Genomic DNA, 16,300 nt, shown 5'->3' with positions numbered 1-16,300 from the left:
CCCACATCATCGCGGCCGGAGCCCTTGTCGCCTAGGGAGCGACGGTCACCATGTGCAGGGCTTTCTCCAGCTCGGCGGCCGGCATCGGGCGGGCGAAATGGAAGCCCTGCGCGTGCTCGTAGCCCAGGCTCGACAGCTTCGCGGCCTGCTCGGGCGTCTCCACCCCTTCGGCGACCGCCTTGATGCCCATCGCGCGGGCCAGTTGCAGCACCGCGCCCGCGATCGCGTCGGGGCCGGGCGCCGGGGTGAACGTACGGTCAAGCTTGATCTCGTCCACCGGGCAGTTCACCAGCAGGCTCAGCGTCGACGCCCCGGTCCCGAAGTCGTCCAGGGACAGGCGTACGCCCAGGGCCCGCAGTTCACGCAGCGTGTCCTGGGTGGCCCCGCCGCCGACCGCGGCCGATTCGGTGACCTCGATCGTCAGGCACCGCGCGGGCAGCCCGCTGTCGCGCAGGGCGTCGGCCACCGAACCGGACCCGCCGGTGCTCAGGACGCTGAGGTGCCTGTCACCGGGTGGTGTTCCAGGAGAGCTTCGAGGCGTTCGGCGGGCATCGGGCGGCCCAGCAGGTCGCCCTGCCCGAGACGGCACCCGGCCGAGCGCGCGGCCTCGAGGTCGGCCGGCTCCTGCACGCCGGAGGCGACCACCTCCATGCCCAGGCGACGGCCCAGGGTCACCGCCACGTCCAGCACCAGGGTCTCGGCCGGGAGCCCGAACATCTCCCGGTCGATCTTCAGCAGGTCGACCGGCAGGTTGCGCAGCCGGCTCAGCGACGTCGGGCCGGTGCCGAAGTCGTCGACCGAGGTCAGCAGCCCTTCCGCCCGCAGCCGGCCGAGCTGGGCGATGACGTCCGGCGCGTCCTCCCGTACGCCCAGAAGGTGTTGCTCGGCTATCTCGACGACCAGGGCCGAGGGCGGCAGGCCGTGATCGACCAGTGCCGTGTGCAGGCTCGCCTGGAAGGCCGGGTCGGCCAGCTCGCGCGGGCGCACGTTGACGGCCAGCCACAGGTCGCCGTGCATCCGCCGCCAGCCGACCAGCAGGTGGCACGAGCGGTGCAGCGCCCAGTGACCGAGCCCGGTGAGCAGCCCCAGGTCTTCGGCCAGCGGCAGCAGCTCGGCGGCCGGCACCGCGCCGAGCGTGGGATGCCGCCAGGACACCAGGGCCTCGACCCCGACCGGGCGGCGATCGGCCAGGTCGACGACCGGCTGGTAGCTCAGGTCGAGCTCGCCCCGGGTGATCGCGCCGGGCAGGTCCTGCTCCAGGGTCGAGCGGCGCAGCAGACGGGTCTCCATCTCGGTGTCGTACCACTCGACCGTGCCCGGCGGACCCGAGCGCACCGACCGCAGCGCCAGCGTGGCCCGGCGTACGGCCTCGTCGTTGCCGTCGACCTCGGTCAGGTCGGCCAGGCCGGCCCACGCGGTCAGGTGCGCGACCGCGCCGGCCGCCGTGTAGGGCGCGGCCAGCGCGTTGACGAGCTGGCTGGCCAGCAGGTGGGCGCGGACCGCCCCGCAGTGGGTCAGCACGGCCAGCCGGGTCTCGCCGAGGCGGGCCGCGACGTCGGCCGCCGCCACCAGGCTGCGCAGCCGCCGGGCCGCCTCCACCAGCACCGCCTCGGCCAGGTCGCGTCCGTGCACGTCGGCGATCGCGGTGAGCCCGCCCAGCTCGACGACGACCATCGCGCCCGCGTCCGGGGTCAGCTCGGCCGCCCGCAGCAGGCCCTCGTGGTTGGCCAGGCCGGTCTGCCGGTCGAGGTGGGTGCTCTGGCTCAGCGCCTGCTCGAGGTCGTGGCGGCGGGTGACGTCGCGGACGTGCACGACCAGCGTGTTCGCCGGGTCGGCCGGGTCGGCGCCGTTGGTCGTCCACTCCGTCTCGCGCCACCGGCCGAAGCCGTCGCGCAGCCGCACGGCCAGGGCCTCGGCCGCGCCCCGCGAGGCCATGCGCGCGTTCAGGTAGGCCTCGACGGCGTCGACCTGGTCGGCGTGCACGAGCATCGAGACCGTACGGCCGAGCACCTCCTGGTCGGAGAGCCCGAACTGGCGGGCCGCGGCGGGCGACTGCCAGCGCACGGCCAGGTTCGCGTCGAGGATCATCGCCACGTCGGCCGAGCCGAACATCAGGCTGCGCAGACGATTGCCCTGGTCGGTGAGGTGGCCGGCCTGGCGGCGCAGCACGGTCGCCGACACCCACTCGCGGGTCGCCACGGCCGTGATCGCGACGGCGCCCAACATGATCGCGATCGGGTCGAGGTGCCCGCCGTTGATCAGGTGGTAGACGGTGACCAGCGCGGAGACCAGGATGGCCAGGCCCAGCAGCGGGAAGCTGGCCGAGGTCTCGCTGCCCGGCGGCGGCACCTCACCGGCGTCGGGCGAGATCTTCACCGACCCGTACCAGAGGCCGGCCGCCGCGACGTTGCTCGCCAGACCGGCGGCGAGCCCGGCGATCGCCGCGTTCGGCTGCCCGGGGAAGTCCATCGCGATCACCAGGACCGCCAGCGAGACCAGCGACAACGCGGCGGCCGGGCCGCACCACTGCAGCGCGGCCCGGTGGCGCAGGGCGTGCACGCCGCTGACCGCGCACGCGGCCACCGCGCCGGAACCGAAGATCAGCGCGGTGATCGACGCGCCGCGCCGCTCACCCGCCCCGGTGAACAGCGGGACCCAGGCCACGAACATCAGGCACGCGGTGACGCCGAGGGTGTCGAGCCCGACCCGCAGCCGGGCCGTCGCGCCCCGCAGTTGCTGCGGGCGCAGCAGCGCGGGCAGGTAGAGCGCGGCGACCAGGAACAGGGTGACCAGCGGGATCTCGGCGGGCAGGGGGACGCCGCCGACCAGCACCTCGGGCGCGAACAGGACCGTGAGGCCGCTGGCCGCTCCGGCCAGCGCGGCGAGCCCGGCCCCGCCGGCCAGGGCCAGGGCGCGAAGGCGAGGACCGGCCGGGCGGGCCCGCACCATCAGCACGGCGATCGCGCCGGAGCACGCCGTGAGCAGACCGGCCACCGCTTCCGGAGGCAGCACGACCAGCGCGACCACGGCGAGGGCCGCGGGCACGGCGACGAGGATAGCGATTTTCATCGATGCGGTGATTACTGTCCAACGATTGTCCGGTGAGGAGGTTACGGGCGATCGAGCAATTGGGCCAGATGAATCGACGGGCGGTCGCGCAGATCGGCGACCTGGGTGCGGCACGAGAAGCCGTCGGCCAGCACCAGCGCGCCGGGAGCGGCGTCGAGGGCGGGCAGCAGATTTTGTTCGGCGACGGCCACCGACACCTCGTAGTGTCCGATCTCGACGCCGAAGTTGCCGGCCAGCCCGCAACAGCCCGCGAGCCGGTTGACCTTGGCGCCGCTCGCCGCGAGCAGGTCGGCGTCGGTCTTCCAGCCGAGCACGGCGTGGTGGTGGCAGTGCGGTTGAGCGACGACCTCGACGCCGGACAGGTCGGGCGGGGTCCAGCCGGGCGTCTCGGCCAGCAGTTCGGCCAGCGTCCGCACCGACTTCGCGACCACCGCCGCGTCGCGGTCGCCGGGCAGCAGCTCGTGGATGTCGGACCGCAGCACGGCCGTGCACGAGGGCTCGATGCCGACGATCAAGACCCCGGCCTTGGCGTCGGCCGCGAGGGTCTCGACCGTACGGGAAAGGATCTTCTTGGCCGAGTCGAGCTGACCCGTCGTTATCCAGGTCAGGCCGCAGCAGACCGACCCGGACGGGAGCCTCGGCTCGTATCCGGCCGCGCGCAGGACCCGTACGGTCGACTCGGCGACCTCGGGCGAGAAGGCGTCGGTGAAGGAGTCGGCGAAAAGCACCACCGGCGTACGGGTTTCGGCATGCTCGTGCTTGAACGTGCGCCGGAACGGCCGTCGGGCGAACGCCGGAACCGACCGTCGCTTGTCGACCCCGGCGAGCCACAACGCCGCACCGCGCAGCCCCGGCAGCCGCGTGCCGAGATTGGCGAGCCGCGGCGCCCACCCGGCCAGCCGCGCCCAGAACGGCAGTTTGCCCAGCGTGTAGTGCGACCGCGGGCGCAGCTTCCCCTTGAACTTCTGGTGCAGCGCCTCGGACTTGTAGGTGGCCATGTCGATGCCGGTCGGGCAGTCCGACGCGCAGCCCTTGCACGACAGGCACAGGTCGAGCGAGTCGTGCACCGCCGGATGCGTCCAGGGCAGCTCGCCCCGCACGACCTCCTGCAGCACGCGGGCGCGACCGCGAGTCGAGTCCTTCTCCTCGCGGGTGGCCAGGTAGGACGGGCACATCACGCCGCCGGCCGCCGAGTTGTCGGCCCGGCACTTGCCCACGCCGGTGCAGCGGTGCACGGCCTGCGCGAAGTCGCCGCCGTCGTGCGGATAGGCCAGCGCGAGACCCTTGACCGGGAACTTGCCGGCGGGCCGCACGTCGGCGTCGACCGGGTCGGGGTCGACCAGCACGCCCGGGTTGAGCAGGTTGCCCGGGTCGAAGGCCCGCTTGACCCCGGCGAACAGGGCGATCGCGTCGGGGGAGTACATGTGCGGCAGCAGCTCGGAGCGCGCGCGGCCGTCCCCGTGCTCGCCCGAGAGCGACCCGCCGAACTCCCCGACCAGCTTCGCCGCGTCGGTCAGGAAGTCGCGCAGAACCTTGGTGCCGCCGGGCTGATCGAGCGGGAAATCGAGCCGCACGTGCATGCAACCGTCGCCGAAATGCCCGAAAGGAGCAGAGGTCATCCCGTACGACGCCACGAGCTCGTCGAATCGGGCGAGGTAGGCCCCCAGCCGCTCGGGTGGGACCGCCGCGTCCTCCCACCCCGGCCAGGCCGGACGGTCCGACGGGGCCCGGCCGGCCAGACCCGCGCCGTCCTCGCGGATGCGCCACAGCCGGGCCTGCGTGGCCGGATCGGTGACGACCAGCGCGTCTTCCCCGATCCCGTCGGCCGCCAGCCCGCGCGCCCGCGACTCGACCTCGCCCAGGTCGTCGCCGGCCAGCTCGACGAAGAGCCAGGCGCCGCCGCGGGGCAGCGGGGGAACGGCGTCGGCGCCGCGGCGGGCGCGCAGCACGTCGAGCAGGCGTGAGTCGAGGCCCTCGCACGAGGTCGGGCCGTGCGCGACGACGGCGGGGGAGGCCTCACCGGCGGCGACGATGTCCTTGAACCCGAGCACGACCACGACGCGTACCGGGGAGTCGACAACGAGCTTCACGGTCGCCTGCGTGATCACCGCGAGGGTGCCCTCGGAGCCGACGAGCGCCTGGGTGAGGTCGAACCGCTCGGGCAGCAGATGCTGAACGGCGTAGCCGGAGACCTGGCGGCCGAACCGGTCGAACTCGGTGCGGGCGGTGGCCAGGTGCTTGCCGATCTCGGTCCGCAGCTCGCTGATGATCGACTCGGCGCCTCGCGTCCCGTCCGGGCCGGTGATCAGTTTGTCGCCGCCCGCGGTGAGCAGTTCGAGCCCGGCGACGTTGTCCGAGGTGCGGCCGTACGCCAGTGACCGCGAGCCGCAGGCGTTGTTGCCGATCATGCCGCCGATGGTGCAGCGCGGGTGGGTCGAGGGGTCAGGCCCGAACCGTACGCCGTGCGGGGTGGCCGCCTTCTGCAGGACGGCGTGCACGGTGCCCGGCTCGACCACGGCGGTGCGGGCCTCGGGGTCGAGCTCGAGCACCCGGTTGAGGTGGCGCGAGAAGTCGAGCACGATGCCGCGGCCGACCGCGTTGCCGGCGACCGACGTGCCGGCGCCGCGCGAGGTCAGGGGCGTGCCGGTCTCGCGGGCGACGGCGAGGGCGGCGGCCACCTCGTCGACGTGGCGCGGGCGCACGACGGCCAGGGGCGGGATGCGATAGAGCGAGGCGTCGGACGAGTACATGCCGCGCGTGCCCGCGTCGGAGCGCACCTCGAGCCCGGCCCGTTCCAGCGCGGCCACGACGTCGCGCGCGGCCCTGTGCCCGGCCTCGTGCTCGGCTCCGTGCCCGGCCTTGTGTTCGGTCGCCCCCACCGCCGCCTCAGTCATAGGTAACATGTTACTCATGCCTTCGCTTCACCTCCCCTCGGAGGCCCCGACCCTCGCCGACGCCGTCGCCTCGGCCGTGCGCGACGGCATCGCGGCCGGGGAGCTCGTGCCCGAGACGACCTATTCCGTCTATCAGCTGGCCGAACTGCTCGGGATCTCGCGCAGCCCGGTGCGCGAGGGCATGCTGCGACTGGCCGAGGCCGGCCTGGTCGAGATCAGGCGCAACCGTGGTTTCCGGGTGCTGCCGCCGCGCGCCCACGACGTCGAGGAGATCGTCGAGATCCGGCTCGCCCTGGAGCCCGCCGCTGCCCGAAAGGCCGCGCTGCTCGGCACGCAGGAGCAACATGCGGCGATCAAAGCAGCGTTGGAAGAGATGGCGGCCGCCGTGCAGCGCGGGGACGAGGCGGCTTTCTGGCCGGCCGACCGGCGGCTGCACGATCTGCTGCTGCGCGCGGCCGGCAACGCCCGGGCCGCCGCGATCGTCGCCCAGTTGCGCTCGACGACCGCGCTGCTCGGCCCGCCGACGACCGCGAGTGGTCGTACGCTGGCCGAAATTCACGCGGAACACGACCCGGTGGTCGGCGCGGTGCTCGCCCGCGACGGCATCGCGGCCGAGGCCGCGATGCGCGCCCACCTGGAAGCGACCGGCGACCTGCTGGTGGCCAACCTGGCGCTACGGTCGGTGTCCCCGAACGGGGTATGAACACTGGGGTCCTAAACTTGATTTATTCCAGTCTTGGGTCCTAAGGTCGTCGGGTGACGTCCGACCTCGAGGTGCGGCTGCGGGCGGCCTCGTTGCGCGTGACCCGGCCCCGCCTGGCGGTGCTCGCCGCGTTGCGCGACCACCCGCACGTCGACACCGACACCGTGATCGCGCTGGTCCGCGCCGACCTGCCCGCCGTCTCCCACCAGGCCGTCTACGACGTGCTGCGTGCGCTGACCGACGCCGGCCTCGTGCGCCGCATCCAGCCCGCCGGCGCGACCGCCCGCTACGAGACGCGCGTCGCCGACAACCACCACCACGTCGTGTGCCGGTCGTGCGGCGCGATCGCCGACGTCGACTGCGCCCACGGCCAGGCCCCGTGTCTCACCGCCTCCAACGACCACGGCTTCGTGATCGACGAGGCTGAGGTCGTCTACTGGGGCACCTGCCCCGACTGCGCGGCCCTCAACAAAACGTCCCAGGCAAACGAAGGCTCGGAAGGAAAAGCATGAGCGACACGCAGGACAAGACCGGTGGCTGCCCGGTCGCCCACGACTCGGTGACCGCGCACGGCAGCGAGAGCGAGAACCCGGCGATCGACGCGCCCACCCCGAAGACCGGTGGCCGTCCGCACAGCAACCGCGACTGGTGGCCCAACCAGCTCGACCTGTCGGTGCTGCACGCCCACTCGTCCAAGGGCAACCCGCTCGGCCCCGACTTCGAGTACGCGAAGGAGTTCGCGAAGCTCGACGTCGAGGCGCTCAAGCGCGACATCACCGAGGTGCTCACCACCTCGCAGGACTGGTGGCCGGCCGACTTCGGTCACTACGGCGGCCTGATGATCCGCCTGAGCTGGCACGCGGCGGGCACCTACCGCATCGAGGACGGCCGCGGCGGCGCCGGCGACGGCGGGCAGCGTTTCGCCCCGCTCAACAGCTGGCCCGACAACGCCAACCTCGACAAGGCTCGCCGTCTGCTGTGGCCGGTCAAGGCCAAGTACGGCCAGCAGATCTCGTGGGCCGACCTGCTCGTGCTGGCCGGCAACGTCGCGCTCGAGTCGATGGGCTTCAAGACCTTCGGCTTCGGCTTCGGCCGCGTCGACACCTGGGAGCCCGAGGAGATCTTCTGGGGTCCCGAGGACACCTGGCTCGGCGACGAGCGCTACGCCACCGACACCACGATGGCACCGGGCGTCGGCGCCACCGAGATGGGCCTCATCTACGTCAACCCCGAGGGCCCCCGCGGCAACGCGAACCCCCTGGCCGCGGCGCACTTCATCCGCGAGACGTTCGGCCGCATGGCGATGAACGACGAGGAGACCGTCGCCCTCATCGCCGGTGGTCACACCTTCGGCAAGACCCACGGCGCGGCCCCGGCCGGCGACCACGTGGGCGCCGAGCCCGAGGGCGCGCCGATCGAGGCGCAGGGCCTGGGCTGGCTGTCCACCCACGCCAGCGGCAAGGGCGCCGACACGATCACCAGCGGCCTCGAGGTCACCTGGACCGACGTGCCGACCCAGTGGAGCAACCGGTTCTTCGAGATCCTGTTCGGCTACGACTGGGAGCTCACCACGAGCCCGGCCGGCGCCAAGCAGTGGGTCGCCAAGACCACCGACGAGATCATTCCGGACGCGTACGACGCCACGAAGAAGCACCGCCCGACGATGCTGACGACCGACCTGTCGCTGCGCGTCGACCCCGCGTACGAGAAGATCTCTCGTCGTTTCCTGGAGAACCCCGACCAGTTCGCGCTGGCGTTCGCCAAGGCCTGGTACAAGCTGCTGCACCGCGACATGGGCCCGGTCGCCCGTTTCCTCGGCCCGTGGGTGCCCGAGCAGCAGCTCTGGCAGGACCCGCTGCCCGCCGCCACCGGCGAGCTCGTGTCCGACGCCGACGTCGCCGCCCTCAAGGCGAAGGTGCTCGAGTCGGGTCTGACCACCGCGCAGCTCGTCAACACCGCGTGGGCGTCGGCCGCCAGCTTCCGCTCGACCGACAAGCGCGGTGGCGCGAACGGCGCCCGCCTGAACCTCGAGCCGCAGCGCGGCTGGGAGGTCAACCAGGGCACCGGCGACGTGATCGCCGCTCTCGAGGGCATCCGGGCCGAGTTCAACGCGGCCGGCGGCGCCCAGGTCTCGCTGGCCGACCTGATCGTGCTGGCCGGCTCGGCCGCCGTCGAGAAGGCCGCGAAGGACGCCGGCGTCGAGGTGACCGTGCCGTTCCGGGCGGGCCGCACCGACGCCACCCAGGAGCAGACCGACGTCGAGGCGTTCCACTACCTCGAGCCGCGCGCCGACGCGTTCCGCAACTACCTGCGCCCCGGCGAGAAGACCCAGCCCGAGGTCCTGCTCGTCGACCGGGCGTACATGCTCGATCTGACCGCCCCCGAGATGACCGTCCTGGTCGGCGGTCTGCGCGCGCTCGGCAACAACTTCGGCGGCGCGCAGCACGGCGTGTTCACCGACAAGCCGGGCGTGCTCACCAACGACTTCTTCGCCAACCTGCTCTCCCCGGGCACGAAGTGGAAGGCGTCGGAGACCGAGGAGCACGTGTACGACGTCGTCGACCTCGCCACCGGCAAGGTGAAGTGGACCGCGACCGCGGTCGACCTCATCTTCGGCTCGAACTCGCAGCTGCGGGCCGTGGCCGAGGTCTACGCCAGCGCGGACGCCCACGGCAAGTTCGTGGCCGACTTCGTCAAGGCGTGGACGAAGGTCATGGAGAACGACCGGTACGACCTGAAGTGATCGCTCGGTGAGCCCGGCCCGCTTTTCGCGGACCGGGCTCACCGGTTTTCAGCGCTGGATCGACTTGGTCTCCAGGAACTCCTCGAGACCCGCGCGGCCGAACTCGCGGCCGTTGCCCGACTGCTTGTAGCCCCCGAACGGCGCGAGGGGGTTCCAGTGGCCGTCGTTGACGTCGACCTGCCCGGCCCGCAGCCGTGACGCGACCTTCAGGGCGTGCTCAGGCTCGCCGTAGACACCCATCGTCAAGCCGTACGGCGTGCCGTTCGCGATGGCCACGGCCTCTTCCTCATCCACGTACGGAATGATCGTCAGCACCGGGCCGAAGATCTCCTCCTGCGCGATGGCCGAGCTCGGGTCGACGTCCGCGAAGATCGTCGGGCGTACGTAGGCGCCCTTTTCGAAGGGGTTGCCCGGGCCGCCGGTGACCAGGGTGGCGCCCTCCTCGATGCCGCGCTTGATGTAACCCTCGACCTTCTCGCGGTGCGCCTCGGAGGCCATCGGCCCGATCGCCGTCGTCTCGTCCATCGGGTCACCCACGGAGTAGCCCGCGAGGATCTCCTTCGCCAGGGCGATCACCTCGTCCTGCCGGGCGGCCGGCACCAGCATCCGCGGCCACGCGCCGCAGACCTGCCCACCGTTGGTGAACGACATCGCGATGCCGCGGGTCACCGCCGCCTTGAAGTCGGCGTCGTCGAGGATGACCGTGACGCCCTTGCCGCCCAGCTCGAGTGCGACCCGCTTGACGGTTGCGGCGGCCACCGCACCGATCCGCTTGCCCGCCCGGGTCGACCCGGTGAACGAGATCATGTCGATGTCGGGGTGGGCCGAGATGGCCTCGCCGACGACCGCACCCTCGCCGTAGACGACGTTGAAGACGCCCGCGGGCAGCCCCGCCTCGTGGGTGACCTCGGCCAGGATCTCCGCGGTCAGCGGCGCGATCTCAGACGGCTTGAAGACAACCGTGTCGCCGGCCAGCAGCGCCGGCGCCAGCTTCGACACGATCTGCTGCAGCGGGAAGTTCCACGGGGTGATCGCCCCGACCACGCCGATCGGCTCGCGCACCAGCAGGGAGGTGCCGAGCTCCTCGCTCCACGCGAAGTCCTCGACCAGGCCGAGCATCGACTCGGCGACCAGCACGGGGAACGTGGCCTGGGCCTGCCGTGAGAGGGAGATGGGCGAACCCATCTCGGCGGTGATGGTGGTGGCGAGCTGCTCGGCCCGCTCCTTGAGCCCGTCGGCGATGCGGCGCACGACGGCGGCCCGCTCGGCCGGGGGAGTGGCCGCCCACCCCGGGAACGCGGCCCGCGCGGCGGCCACAGCCCGGTCGACGTCCTCAGCGGTGCCCGCCGGCGTCTCCCCGACGACCTCGCCGTTGGCCGGGTTCAGAACCTCGATCGTGCGACCGGACGAGCCCGGCACGGCCTGCCCGTCGATCCAGTGAAATTCGTCATGCCCCGACTTTTCACGCGCCCAGCGCCGGCAACCATGCCCGCGTTGTCCATGCCTCGGCCGTACAAGGATCCGCTCGCGCGCGTGAGAGCGTGGCCCGCGGCGGGTGCCGCGGGCCGTTCGTTCTACTTCTTCAGCTTGTCGATATCGATCACGTCGGCGGCGGCCGGGGCCTTGAGCTCCGGGAAGGTCGCACCGAACTGGTCGAAGACCGAACCGCCCTGGGCCGGGTCCTTGGCCTCGATACGCAGCGGGTAGGGCTCGCCGGTGGTGGCGATCCACATCGTGCCGCCCTCGGCGCCGTCGTCGAGCAGGCCGATCGCCGGCTTGCCGTCGACCTCCTTCGCCGTACCCTTGGTGACCTTCCCGTCGGGCGCGAGGATCTCCTCGACGTCGGCGAAGGCGAACATGTCCTCGGTGGACTTGTCGCCGGGCTTGACCACGACCCACCGCTTGCCCAGCACCTTGGCGAACGCGTCACCCTGCGCCTTGCCGCCGGTGGTCATCGCCCAGAATTTGGCGTCCGCGCGGAAGTAGCGCTTGCCGGTGACCTGCAGCAGTTCGACCTTGGCCCCGTCCAGCACGATCTCGGCGAGGACGTCATCCTTGGCCGCCTTCAGATCGAACTCGTACTTGCTGCCGTCCTCCGCCGCCTTGCCCTTGGTGTGGTAGGACGGGGCCGCCTTGAGAGCGGCCTTGGCCTTCTGCAGGATCTGCTCGCCCTCGAGTGCCTCGACGCCGTTGGTGGCCGGCCCGGCCGACGTGGCCTGCGCCGCAGGCGCCGCTCCGTTGGCGTCGTCCTTGGCGCCACAGCCGGCAGCCAGCATCGCCGCGGAAGCCAGCACCACCACCGCGCCGGTAAATTTGCTGTTCATTGCACCTTTTCCCTGATTCGCCCGCCGATCGACCCGTGTCGACACGCAGCGGCGAGCACCATAGGAGAACGGCTGCGACCCTCCGAACGGGGTGCGAGAAATCAAGACCAAGATCACTCTGTACGCCGGGTCACAGGTCGACATGGTGGGTCGCGGTCGTGGCAACTCGCTCGGGGCCACCCCCGTGTGAGCTCAGAACTGCTGGTCGCCGACGTCGACCTGCTTGTTGGCGACCAGCCAGCGCAGTGCCTCGTGCAGGGCCTCCAAGGAGGAGTAGCGCGGCGCGTAGCCGAGCACCTCCCGGGCGCGGTCGATGCCGGCCGCGATGCTGCGTTCGATGTGGTCGCGGGTCACGGCGGCGTGTTCCGTGCCGACCCGCCGCTCGAACTCATCCCACTCGACCAGGTCGAGCACCGGCTCGCGGCCGAACCAGGCGGCCACCCCGGCGGCCAGGCCACGGCTGTTCATGGCCTGCGCGGCGACCACGTGGAAGCTCGAGCCGATCGCCTCGGGGCGGGTCAGGGCGCGCTCGAACGCCTGGGCCACGTCGTCGGCGTGCACGTGGTTGAGCACGCCCAGGCCCAGCGCGGGCAACGCCAAGGGTTCCCCGGTCGCGAGCCGCCGCCACACGTCGGGGTCGAGGTTGCCGGCGGGCGTGATCACCGGCCAGCCGGGACCGCTGATGTGCCCCGGGTGCAGCACGATCGCCGGCACATCGGTCTGACGCTGCAGGAACTCCTCGACCGCGACCTTCCCAGCCCCGTACGACCCGTACCCCGTTCGTGGCTCGTCCTCGGTGAGCGGCATCGCGCCGGCCCGGCCGTGCACCCAGATCGTGCCGCACGAGACCAGCAGCGGCCGCCTCGGGCGCAACGCCTCGACGAGTTGCGCCGCGGACGAAGCGTCGAAGCAGATCATGTCGATGACCACGTCGGGTCGTAGCGCGGCGATCCGCGCCCCGAACGTGCCGGCCGCGTCCTCAGCCTCGCGGTCGGCGCTGATCCGCTCGACCTTCTGCCACTCCCGGGACGAGGCGTACGGCTCCCGCGAACCCCGGCTGACCGCGACGACCTCGTATCCCGCGCGCACCAGACGCGGCACCAGGAACGTACCGACGTGCCCGGTCGCGCCAACCACCACCACACGACGCATGGGGGCAGCCTACGACGCGGCCGCCCCGATTCGTGCAATCTATGACGGCCTGGGCCGGGAACGCCAGACGCAGGAGGAAGCCACCGGCGGCGGACGTCTGATCACCGACACGTTCTACAACTACCTCGGCCACATCGAGCAGACCAACAACGCCTACCTCGCCAAGGGGGAGCCGCAGGGTCAGCTGTTCATTCCCCGATCGAAGACCGAAGTCCCCAACTCCACGCTCTATAAGTACGACGGCCTCGGCCGCGTCACGGAAGAGCTGCCGGTCTTCGGCGACGATCCCAAGCCTGACCGCCCACCCGGTACGCGTACGGAGCTGACTTCTCCTCGGTCCTGAACCCCACCGGGGCGGCCTCGTACCGGATCTACACCGACGCGCTGGGCCGCACCAAACAGGTCGACACCTTCACGAACAGTGCTCGCACCGAGCACACGTCGATGAAGTACGAGTACGACACCAAGGGCCAGCTCGCCAAGGCGTACCACGCCTCGGACCCAGCCCACGCGTGGACCTGGACCTACGACCAGCGCGGCCGGGTGGTCACCGCCACCGACCCCGACGCCGGCACCACCAGCACCACCTACGACCACCGTGACCGCCTGCTGACGACCACGAACGCCCGCAACGTCACAGTCTGGAACGGCTACGACGAACTGTCCCGGCCGATCGCCCAGCGCCTGGGTGGCGACACCGGCACGCTGCTGGCCGACTACGAATACGACAAGGCGACCCTGGGCAAGGGCCTGCCGTCGAAGATGACCCGCTACACCGACGGCCTGCCCTACACGCAGAGCATCGGCGGCTACACCAACGATTACCAGCCGACCTCGACAACGCTGACCCTGCCCGCCTCGGTCGCGTCCACCTACGGCCTGCCCGCCTCCTACACCTACAGCTACAGCTTCACTGACACTGGCCTGACCGAGTCGGCCACGCTGCCCGCCGTCGGCAACCTGCCGTCGGAGAAGCTGCTGGTGCGTTACACCGCCGATGGCCTGCCGCTGTCGGTGTCCGGCAAGGACTGGTACGGCTCGGAGACGGAGTACTCCCCGTACGGCCAGGTCGTCCGCTCGACGCTCGGCGCGCACCCGACCCGGGTGTGGGCGCTCACGCAGTTCGACCCGAGCAGCGGCGAGCTGACCCGCCAGCAGGTCTACCGCGAGAAGACCGGCGACAAGACGCTGGTCAGCGGCAACCTGGTCTCCAACCGCTCCTACACCTACGACGACGCCGGCAACGTCACCGGCATCCGCGAGCAGTCCACTGGCATCGACGAGCGGCAGTGCTTCACGTACGACCCGCTCGGCCAGCTGATGAAGGCGTGGACCGACAAGAACACGACGTGCAGCAGCTCCCCGCTCGCCGCGGACGGCACGCTCAACGTCACGGCCGGCCCCGACGGCGCGGGCTACTGGCAGGAATATGAGTACGACCTGGTCGGCAACCGCAAGAAACTGGTTGAGAAGGACCTGACCGGCAACACGGCCAAGGACGCCACGACCGACTACAAGTACGGTGCGGCCGACGGCAGCCAGCCGCACACCCTGACCAACGTCAAGAAAAAGTACGTCACCCCCGACGGCGCCGCGGTCACCGCGGAGGCCGAGCGCCTCTACGAGAAGACGGGCGAGACCAAGACGGTCACGTCCATCGACAACGGTGACAAGCAGGAGCTCGCCTGGACCTACGACGGCCAGGTCGAGCGGATCTCCGGCGAGGGCAGCAACGGCAAGACCTCGTACGTGGGTCTGGACGGCAAATGCATCGACCTGTCCGCTACCAAGGTCGTCGCCAACCAACCGATTCAGCTCTACACCTGCAACGGCACGCTGGCCCAGTCGTGGAAGTTCCAGCCGAAGCCCGGCCAGGCCGACGCCGCCCTCGGCACGATGACCCTGTTCGACGACTGGTGCCTGCAGCCGGCCGCGAACACGGCAGGCTCGGCGTTCCAGCTCCAGAAGTGCACCGGCGCCGCGGGCCAGCAGCTGCGCCGCGGCGTCAACGGTCAGTTCACCCACCCCGCGTCGGGCCTGTGCCTGGCGGTCAAGGACGCCGCGATCGTCAACGGCACCCCGCTCGTCCTGGCCACGTGCGCCACGGCGGCGGCGCAGCAGTGGTCGCCGCAGAACGAGACCCGCTACGTCTACGGCCCCGGCGGCGCCCGCCTGCTGAAGATCCAGGGCCAGCAGGCGACCTTGCTGCTGGGCGAGGCCCAGGTGACGGCCAAACAGGGCGGCTTCCTGGTGCGCACGCAGCGCACCTACGCCACCCCGGGCGGCGCGGTCATCCGGACCACCCACGGCGGCTCGAACGTCAACACTCTGTCGGTCGTCACCGGAGATCACCAGGGCAGCCCGTACGCCGAGGTGATCCTCAACAACGACGCTTCGGTGCAGATCTACAAACAGGATCCGTTCGGCAACCCGCGCGGTGCGGCGAAGCTGGCCACCCAGGCGCAGACGAATGCCGGGTTCCTGGGCGCAGTCCGAGACGACCCGTCGGGCTACGTCCCGTTGGGCGCCCGCCTCTACGACCCCGAGGTAGGCCGCTTCATCTCAGCCGACCCGGTCGTCGACCTGGCCGACCCGTTGCAGTCCAACGGTTACGCCTACGCCCACAACAATCCGGTCACCATGGCCGACCCGACGGGCCTGTCGATCGCGCTGACCGCGTCGGAGATGGCGGCCGCCCTGGCCGGAGCCGGCTTGAGCGCGGCCCAGGTGGCCGACGCCCAGGCCACGATGAACAAGTCCCTGACGGATGTCATCCTCGGCGCGGCCTGGGGCATCCTGTCGGAAATCCTCGGTATCGGCGACGCCATCGCCTGCTTCGGCGGCGACATGTGGGCCTGCGGCAGCATGATCCTGAGCGCTATCCCGTGGGCCAAGGTCCTGAAGGCCCGCAAGATCGCCAAGGCGATCGACCGCACCATCGAGGCGATCCAGGCTTTCAAGAAGGCCAGGCAGGCAGCGGAAGCAGTGATCGCCGCCGCCCGCGCCGCCGAGAAACAGGCCTTGAACGCCAAAAAGCTGGCCATCGAACGGGCAAAGAAGGCAGCCCAGGCGGCAAAGAGGAAGGCCGCCGACAAGGTCAACACCATCAGCAACAAAGCCTCGAACGCCACGAAGAAGACCGGCAACAGCGTCCAGAAGGACGCCCAGGCCCGCGGCAATCCCGGAGGATCATCTGCTGGTCGTAACAAGGGAAACAGCAAGCCGGCGAACAAGACCGGGGGCTCGAACCGTAGCACCGGTGGCTCCAGCGGCGACCGGGGCGGCGACGATGGTGGCACGGCCGTTTCATGATCGATAGTGGCGGTGAGTGACGATGCCCGCGTCGGCGTGTCGGATATGGACGAAGCCCCGTTGAGACCAGGTCTTCTCACAGATCTGGTGCAAACGGAGCTTC

Annotated in this window: 9 protein-coding genes and 1 pseudogene; 4 read left to right on the top strand and 6 right to left on the bottom strand. The window is 71.1% G+C overall.

Translation table 11 applies throughout. The annotated features are described in order from the left end of the window. Positions 1-31: 31 nt before the first annotated feature. Genes EER30_RS24050 through EER30_RS24040 form a run of 3 tightly spaced genes read right to left on the bottom strand, consistent with a single transcriptional unit; the run spans position 32 to position 5,963 of the window. On the bottom strand, positions 32-466 hold the full coding sequence (locus EER30_RS24050) for an EAL domain-containing protein (RefSeq protein ID WP_240670268.1): 435 nt from the start codon (positions 464-466) through the stop codon (positions 32-34). 20 nt (positions 467-486) lie between these two features. Continuing rightward, positions 487-3,069, bottom strand: coding sequence for a putative bifunctional diguanylate cyclase/phosphodiesterase (locus EER30_RS24045; RefSeq protein ID WP_127502787.1), 2,583 nt, complete (start codon positions 3,067-3,069; stop codon positions 487-489). Between the two features lie 41 nt (positions 3,070-3,110). Then, positions 3,111-5,963 (bottom strand): FAD-binding and (Fe-S)-binding domain-containing protein, encoded by a 2,853-nt coding sequence (locus EER30_RS24040; RefSeq protein ID WP_205650391.1) that lies wholly within the window; start codon positions 5,961-5,963, stop codon positions 3,111-3,113. A 16-nt stretch (positions 5,964-5,979) separates the two neighbouring features. Here EER30_RS24040 and EER30_RS24035 point away from each other — a divergent pair, with 16 nt between their 5' ends. From EER30_RS24035 to katG, 3 genes are read left to right on the top strand one after another with little or no spacing between them, the layout of a single operon-like run. Beyond that, the gene (locus EER30_RS24035; protein ID WP_127502785.1) at positions 5,980-6,666 is read left to right on the top strand and encodes a GntR family transcriptional regulator; all 687 of its coding nucleotides are present in this window, start codon (positions 5,980-5,982) and stop codon (positions 6,664-6,666) included. 53 nt (positions 6,667-6,719) lie between these two features. Further along, positions 6,720-7,178: a Fur family transcriptional regulator gene (locus tag EER30_RS24030; protein ID WP_127502784.1), complete on the top strand. Its 459-nt coding sequence runs from the start codon at positions 6,720-6,722 to the stop codon at positions 7,176-7,178. Further along, positions 7,175-9,409: a catalase/peroxidase HPI gene (gene katG / locus EER30_RS24025; RefSeq protein ID WP_127502783.1), complete on the top strand. Its 2,235-nt coding sequence runs from the start codon at positions 7,175-7,177 to the stop codon at positions 9,407-9,409. Before EER30_RS24030 ends, katG begins: the two co-directional genes overlap by 4 nt. Positions 9,410-9,457: 48 nt before the next feature. On the opposite strand, the gene EER30_RS24020 is transcribed toward katG, so the two are convergent. The 3 genes from EER30_RS24020 to EER30_RS24010 all read right to left on the bottom strand — a co-directional run bounded on the left by EER30_RS24020 (position 9,458) and on the right by EER30_RS24010 (position 12,885). Next, positions 9,458-10,828, bottom strand: a complete 1,371-nt coding sequence (locus EER30_RS24020; protein ID WP_240670267.1) for an aldehyde dehydrogenase family protein — start codon at positions 10,826-10,828, stop codon at positions 9,458-9,460. A gap of 155 nt (positions 10,829-10,983) precedes the next feature. Then, positions 10,984-11,733, bottom strand: a complete 750-nt coding sequence (locus EER30_RS24015; RefSeq protein ID WP_127502782.1) for a hypothetical protein — start codon at positions 11,731-11,733, stop codon at positions 10,984-10,986. A gap of 192 nt (positions 11,734-11,925) precedes the next feature. Beyond that, positions 11,926-12,885 carry an NAD-dependent epimerase/dehydratase family protein gene (locus EER30_RS24010; protein ID WP_127502781.1) on the bottom strand — a complete coding sequence of 320 codons (960 nt, stop codon included), beginning with the start codon at positions 12,883-12,885 and terminating at the stop codon, positions 11,926-11,928. Between the two features lie 37 nt (positions 12,886-12,922). On the opposite strand from EER30_RS24010, the pseudogene EER30_RS24005 reads away from it, so the two are divergent. Further along, positions 12,923-16,188 (top strand): annotated as a pseudogene (locus tag EER30_RS24005) (RHS repeat-associated core domain-containing protein); the annotation flags it as partial. Between the last annotated feature and the right edge of the window lie 112 nt (positions 16,189-16,300).

This window comes from Actinoplanes solisilvae, assembly GCF_003999975.1.
Taxonomy (GTDB): Bacteria; Actinomycetota; Actinomycetes; order Mycobacteriales; family Micromonosporaceae; genus Actinoplanes; species Actinoplanes solisilvae.
This window is presented reverse-complemented; position numbering and strand designations above follow the sequence as displayed.